Here is a 7,271-nt window from a genome sequence, read left to right on the forward strand (position 1 = left end):
TTATGAATATACCTGAAGTTACAAGACTAGAAAATGGCTTGCGTATAATTACTGAGCATGTAAATAATGTTGATACTGTAGCTCTTAACATAAGAGTCGGCGTTGGCAGTAGAGCTGAAAATATAAAGCAAAACGGAATATCTCATTTTTTAGAGCACATGGCGTTCAAAGGTACTAAAACAAGAACTGCTTTTGAGATTGCCAAATCTTTTGATGATATAGGTGGAGTTTTTAACGCTAGCACTGGTAGAGAAAGTACTAATTACTATGCAAAAGTTCTTAAGAAGGATGTATCAATAGGTGTTGATATATTAATAGATATACTAATGAACTCGACGTTTCCGAAAGATGAATTAGAACGTGAAAAAGGTGTTGTAATACAGGAAATTTTTCAAACTAATGATTCACCTAGTGATATAATTTTTGATAAATATATGGAAGCAGCTTATAAAAAGCAATCATTTGGTAGGTCGATTTTAGGTACACAAGAGATAGTGAAATCCTTTACTCAAGAAAACTTAAACGACTATATAAAAGATCATTACTTTGGTGATAATATGTTACTTTCTGTTGCAGGAGACATAGAGCATGATGAAGTCGTTAATTTGACTAAACACATATTATCAAAAATTCACTCTAGAGAATTAAAAAAAAGTGAAAGAGCAGAATATACTGGAAGTGAATATCTGGAACAGCGAAAATTAGATCAAGTGCACTTATTAATAGGTTTTCCTAGTGTTTCTTTGTACGATAATAAACGTTATGCATTTCAAGTTCTCGATTCTATTTTAGGTGGTGGAATGTCATCACGTTTATTTCAAGAAATAAGAGAAAAGCAAGGTTTAGCTTACTCTATTTATTCGTTTAATTCTAGTTATTCTGATACAGGAATAATCTCTATTTTTGCCGGTACGGACAGTAGTAATTTGAATAAACTTTTGCAATCCATAACAACAGAATTAAAAAAATTATGCACAAGTGATCTTAATGAACAAGAAGTAAACAGAGTAAAAGAAAGAATGAAGTCTCAAATTTTAATGTCCCGTGAAAGTACTAGTTCCCGAGCTGAAGCATTAAGTTATTATTATGCTAATTACAATAAATATGTCAGCAAAAACGAATTAGTAGAAAGAATTAGCTCTGTGAGTATTGCTGACGTGAAAAAAGCAGCAGAGGAATTGCTATCACAGAGTGAAAAAATCACTTTAGCTGCAATTGGAGAAATTGATACGTTACCAAATTACAGTCAAGTGATTTCCATGCTTAAAACATAGACTTAAAAAGCGTTGTACTTAAATAAACTCTCAAAAGCCTTATTAACCTCTTCTCGTTGACTGTAGTACCTTACTAGCGTTAGCGGAAAATTGCTCTGATTAACCTGAATATTTTCCTTTAGTATCATGTTTAGTTGGGTGATTGTTTTTGTGCACATTGCTCTCTTCTTCAGTGTAACATTCAGCAGTAAATTCGCAATATTCGTTAAGACTTTCATATGATTCGCAAAGATTTTTCCATAAATCGCAAAAAAACTTCTCAATAAAAAGCTTATCTTCTACTCCAAATATTGTTTTAACAGTGCTAAAAAAGTCTGTGAGCATACTACTATTTTTTGTAAATTTAAAACTCTCACTTGCCTGACAAATAGATAAATAAGCCACAGGTAAAGATATTGACATGGTCAGTATAAAGGTAGATACAGGTATTAATGAAGCTACGACAAGTACTGCTGCGGTTACAGCAAATCCCAATGAAACAGCAGCTACAGTTATTGAAACACCGAGAGCTTTTTGATGATTAGTTTTTTGTATCATAATATTCCCCTCTTGATATTATTAAACCATACTTGAGTATAATATGTATTGTTTTAATTTGTCAATCTTGCATAAGAGAAGCATCATAGGTGCTATAAACTGCTATTATAAAGAGAAAAACATATTAGCTGCAATTGGAGAAATTGATACGTTGTCAAATTACAGCCAAGTGATTTCCATGCTTAAAACATAGACTTAATGGGACCTATAATCATTATCACCAGTAATTCCACCCCTTCTTTTAATAACAATTGCTTTTACATCTTCCCTAGGTTTTATGTTGTTGTTATCTTGTGTAGGTAAAGTATTATTTTTTTCCTCAAATAAAAGCTTAGCAAGACGTTCAAAAATTTCATTACAACTCTCAAAAAACCTCTCAATGAAAATCTTATTATTTCCTGTAAGATCATCATAATTATTTATAACTTTATTAGATATTCTGCCTAATGTTTTATTAACTTTATCGATATTTCTACTAACGGTATCTGCTGTACTTTTATTTTTTATAACTGAGTAACTTTCTATTGCTTGAAAAGCACTTAAGGTTATCATGGTTCCGATTATAATTGAAGAAATTGTAGCGGTAAAAAGTGATGATGCAGAAAATATAGCTGGAATCAATGGCACAAGAGCAAAAAGTATAATTATTGAAATACAAAATGCTATGGTATGCTTTTTTTTGCTATTAACCATAAGTATTACTCTCCTTGATAAGGTGATAATATTCGAATTTAAACATATTACTTGATACCTGTCAACCTCTTCAAGAAAACAATAGAGATAATCTAAAATGTGAATCTTTTTCTAATTTTTAATGGTAAAAATCTCTAGTCTTAAGGTAAAGAAGAGTTTAAAATAATAAAAATATTTCGTGATTTCATGTTTATTACTTTTGAAGTAATGATGGCTATTCGTTATTTGCGAGCAAAGAATATAAAATTCTGCTCAATAATGACTTTATTTTCTATTCTTGGTATTGCTCTTGGTGTTGCCACATTAATAGTGGTAATGTCTGTAATGAATGGATTTAGGGAAAATTTGCTTGACTCAATAATAGGAATAAATGGTCATATAAATGTATATTTTGATAAAAACATAAATCCAAATTATGATGAAATTTCAGAATCGATAAAAAAAATACCAGGGGTATTGCAAGCTATTCCTATAACTAATGATCAAGTTGTTATAGAGGCGAATGGAAATATAGCTAGCGCAGTGATTCGAGGAATAGCGATTGAGGATTTACTAAATACTTACAATTTTTCGAATAAGATCATGATCAATGATATACAAGAATCCAATCAAGGAGTAATAATAGGAAAACATCTAGCGGAAGTTTTGAACACTGATTATATTACTCTTATACTACCTAGAGAATTTGATATTTTGCTCGGTAAGATGCCCAAAATGCAGAAATATAAAATTATAGGAACATTTGATATGGGTATGTTGGAATATGATAGCACTCTAATCTATATGCCGCTGAAAGCTGCTCAGAGTTTTTTTGCTTATAAGGATAACATACGAAGTATAGAAGTATTTGTAGATAAAATTGCTGAATCTGATAAGGTAGCTAAAGCAATAGAAAAAGCAACAGGAATGAGAAGTGAAAGTTGGCAAGTACAACAGAGCCATTACTTAAGTGCTTTAAATACTGAAAGAAATGTGATGTTTTTAATTCTTACTTTAATTATAGTAGTTGCAGCATTTAACATTGTATCTAATTTAATGATCATAGTTCAGGAAAAAAAATCTGCCATTGCAATTATGCGTACATTTGGTGCAACAAATGGAAGTATTATGCGTATATTCTGTATTTGTGGAGTGTTAATTGGGTTTATAGGAACATTTATAGGGTGTATTATTGGTATTACTTTCTCCCTAAATATTGAAAATATTAGAATATTTTTAGAAAAATTTATAAATGTTAAACTTCTTGATCCTATGATATATTTTTTTTCAAGTTTGCCTGTAATATTAATTCCTCAGGATGTGATAAATGTTTCTGCGCTTGCATTATTTTTATCACTATTGGCTACAATTATTCCTGCATTACAGGCAACTTCTCAAGATCCTGCAGAAATATTACGTTATGAATGATATTCAAAAAAGCATAGCTTGGTTCTTGATTGTGCTACTGATCATTAGTCATGTGCTAGTAAATAATATAGCCTTTCTAAAAATGCATAAACAAGAGAATGCAAATAATATAAAAGCCTTGTCGGAATCTATAGAAGATTTAAAGATTTTACTTGACTATAATCAATCTCGATTGGAAAAAAAAGTATTTGATTTTAGAAAGGCCTTAGGCATTCAGTCTAATCAAACAGAAAATTGTGATATTAGATATAAAGATCTTGCAAGATTATTACTTCTTGTAATTAAAATGAAGAATTCATTATTACAGGAAATAAAATTTGATGATCATATAAATGAAGTAAAATCCTTAATAATAAAACTGAATGATCAAGATATAGAAGAAACAATTAATGTATTAGAAAATGTGAAAGAGGTCTATAGTCTTTATGAGCTGAAATTATATTTTGAAAAAACAGTTGATATTATTAATTACAATCAAAGTACTTTATTGCAGAAGATCATCACAAATTGGATCAAGGTGAAAAATAAAAATGATCCTTTTAGAGCAAAATGGATCGAAATTGAAGATTCAATCAATCAAAATAATTGGCAAAACGTAGATATTATAGTAAGCAACCTAACTAATTCAGAATTTAAACAATGGTTGAATAAATTAAATAATTTCATTTCAACTTACAAGAATATCCTAATAATATATAATCACTTGTTATATTATATCTCATGATTTATTTAGTAACTTTTATTATTGCATTTTTTTTTGGTCTTTGGGTAAAGGTTAGTGGTGAAATATTAAAATTAGAGTTAGGAAATTATGCAATTAGTATAGATTTATATTTTATTATTCTAGTATTTGTATTTTTATTATTTTTATTAATTATTTTTGTACGTTTTTTTTCTTCCATAGCTTCAACACTTGTTAACATTAGAAGTAAGAAGAAGGATAGGGATTTAGCACTTATTTTTGAAGCATTTTTTAGTTTAGATTTAAATGATACAGAAAATTTTCAAAAATTAGTCAAAAACTTAAATCAGGAAAATGATAAATTACTTCTTATTAAAACTTTTCATGCAGGTAAAACAGGAGACTATAATTTCTTTAGTCACAATATAATAAGCATAGCAAGTAAAAATCATAATTTGGCTTTACTCTTATCTAGCAAGCTAATTGTACAACTAAAAAAAGATAAAATATCATTTCAGAAATTCATAGAGTACTGTAGTAATTCAATTACTGATAAAGTTTTATCTTTGCCCTTTCAAATAGAGAATAGCATTATTAGGCATGATTGGCATAATGCAATTCTCAAGTTGAATGAGTCTAAAAGATTGAATGTTTCTCTTTCTTTTAGTCAAAAAAAAATGCTTGCTGCTCTTTATTGTGCTTTAGCAAGAGAATATGAAAGCAAGGGAGATCTTAAACAAGCTATAAAATCTGTATTTATAGCACAAAGTAATTATGCAGCTTTTCAACCCATCAATTATTTAAAAGCAGAATTTTATACTAAACTTGGAAAAATAAGAAAAGCTTCTGCAGTTTTAGAAGAGGAATATGAATTAAATCCAACTCCTCAAATAGCGAAATTGTACATAAGTTTAAATAATCAAAATGCTGAAAAGCTATACAATTTACGTTCTGATTATTATTTTAGCTATTGTGTGCTAGCTTTATTTGCAATAGATTCAGGAAAATATGATCTTGCTGATCAATATTTAAACACTGCTATGAAGCAGGTTAATTACTTATCAACTTATCTAATTATGGTAAAACTAAAGGTTTTACTACAAGAATATGATGAAGCAATTTACTGGTTAAATCAGTTGCATTCTCAAGCTTTATCTGATCCAGGTTGGAGATGCAAAAATTGTAACAAAGAGTTAAAACAATGGGATTTCATATGTTCTTATTGCAGCGAATTTAACTGTATTGAATTAGTTTAAATCAATAAATAATAAATTTATTACAGATTTCTTTTACTTTGGCTGACACCTCTTTTTCAACATTCGAACTATTGCCATTAACTAATCCTTGAATTATTTCACTGATTAGACCAGCTACCTTTTTAAACTCTTCTGTTTCAAGTCCTCGTGTTGTTTCAGCAGCAGTACCAAGACGCAATCCTGAAGTGATAGCAGGTTTTTCTGTATCAAATGGTATAGCATTTTTATTGCAGGTAATGCCAGCTCTTTCCAGGCTATCCACTACGTATTTGCCCGTTAATTTTTTTGGTCTTAAATCTACTAATACCATATGAGAATCGGTACCACCAGTAATAATATTTAAACCTTGCTTTTGTAACTCTTCAGCTAGCACTTTAGCATTTTCTACAACTTTCTTGCTATAATTCTTAAATTCTGGATTCAATGCTTCTTTAAAGGCGACAGCTTTTGCTGCTATAACATGCATCAGTGGCCCACCTTGTAATCCGGGAAAGACAGCAGATTGAATTTTTTTGTGTATCAATTCATCGTTTGTCATGATTATTCCACCACGAGGACCACGGAGGGTTTTGTGAGTTGTTGAAGTCATAACATGTGCATATTTAACCGGAGACGAATAAATACCCGCAGCGATGAGTCCTGCATAGTGTGCAATGTCTGCTAGTAAATAAGCATCAACTTTATCTGCAATTTCGCGAAAACGTTTAAAATCTATTTCTCTTGGGTAAGCAGAGGCTCCTGCTATAATTAACTTAGGCTTATGTTTCAATGCTAACTTTTCTATTTCATCCATATCCAACAAATAAGTTTCCTTATCAACTTCATACTGAATTGATTTAAACCATTTACCAGATAGATTTGGAGTCGCTCCATGTGTAAGATGTCCTCCACAATTAAGAGATAATCCTAGTATTGTATCACCAGGTCTGAGTAATGAAGCAAACACCGCCTGATTTGCTTGCGAACCAGAGTGAGGCTGAACATTAGCAAATTTAACACCAAATAGTTTACATAGCCTATCTATAGCAAGATTTTCAATTCTATCAACATGTTCACAGCCACAGTAATATCTTTTACCTGAATAACCTTCTGCATATTTGTTAGTTAAGATAGAACCCTGAGCTTCCATTACTGCTCTACTTGCAAAATTTTCGGATGCAATTAATTGTAATTGTGATTTTTGACGTTGTAATTCCTGTTGCACTGATTGATAAATTTCAATATCAAACGCTTTTAAGCTGCTTTGAAAAGCTGAAATTCCTAATGATCTTAAAATTTTTTTTAAAATGCTTACCATAGATTAATTCTTCACTGTACTTAATTTATCATATCGAGATAAGAAGTTGCTACAAGCAATTTTTAGAATCTGACTGCTGTTTTTTTAACCAAAAAAACCCAAATATAGCTATTAGTAAACATATC

At 30.1% G+C, this 7,271-nt stretch carries 7 protein-coding genes; 4 read left to right on the forward strand and 3 right to left on the reverse strand.

The features are described from left to right. Nucleotides 1-2 precede the first annotated feature (2 nt). Nucleotides 3-1,274, forward strand: coding sequence for a M16 family metallopeptidase (locus NL275_RS00995; RefSeq protein WP_253300143.1), 1,272 nt, complete (start codon nt 3-5; stop codon nt 1,272-1,274). A 99-nt stretch (nt 1,275-1,373) separates the two neighbouring features. Here the strand turns inward: NL275_RS00995 and NL275_RS01000 are convergent, their stop codons facing one another. Both NL275_RS01000 and NL275_RS01005 read right to left on the reverse strand, forming a co-directional pair. After that, nucleotides 1,374-1,811: a hypothetical protein gene (locus tag NL275_RS01000; RefSeq protein ID WP_253300144.1), complete on the reverse strand. Its 438-nt coding sequence runs from the start codon at nt 1,809-1,811 to the stop codon at nt 1,374-1,376. A gap of 195 nt (nt 1,812-2,006) precedes the next feature. Further along, nucleotides 2,007-2,504, reverse strand: coding sequence for a VIT1/CCC1 transporter family protein (locus NL275_RS01005; protein WP_253300145.1), 498 nt, complete (start codon nt 2,502-2,504; stop codon nt 2,007-2,009). 186 nt (nt 2,505-2,690) lie between these two features. Between NL275_RS01005 and NL275_RS01010 the strand changes: the two genes are divergently transcribed. From NL275_RS01010 to NL275_RS01020, 3 genes are read left to right on the forward strand one after another with little or no spacing between them, the layout of a single operon-like run. Continuing rightward, nucleotides 2,691-3,911: a lipoprotein-releasing ABC transporter permease subunit gene (locus tag NL275_RS01010; protein ID WP_253300146.1), complete on the forward strand. Its 1,221-nt coding sequence runs from the start codon at nt 2,691-2,693 to the stop codon at nt 3,909-3,911. After that, nucleotides 3,904-4,635 (forward strand): hypothetical protein, encoded by a 732-nt coding sequence (locus tag NL275_RS01015; RefSeq protein WP_253300147.1) that lies wholly within the window; start codon nt 3,904-3,906, stop codon nt 4,633-4,635. The genes NL275_RS01010 and NL275_RS01015 overlap by 8 nt, the downstream gene beginning before the upstream one ends. Continuing rightward, complete coding sequence (locus tag NL275_RS01020; protein WP_253300148.1) at nt 4,632-5,849, forward strand: heme biosynthesis protein HemY; 1,218 nt, start codon at nt 4,632-4,634, stop codon at nt 5,847-5,849. The genes NL275_RS01015 and NL275_RS01020 overlap by 4 nt, the downstream gene beginning before the upstream one ends. Nucleotide 5,850: 1 nt before the next feature. Here NL275_RS01020 and glyA read toward each other — a convergent pair whose 3' ends face one another. After that, complete coding sequence (glyA, locus tag NL275_RS01025) at nt 5,851-7,146, reverse strand: serine hydroxymethyltransferase (RefSeq protein WP_253300149.1); 1,296 nt, start codon at nt 7,144-7,146, stop codon at nt 5,851-5,853. Between the last annotated feature and the right edge of the window lie 125 nt (nt 7,147-7,271).

This window comes from Wolbachia endosymbiont of Chironomus riparius (assembly GCF_918315375.1).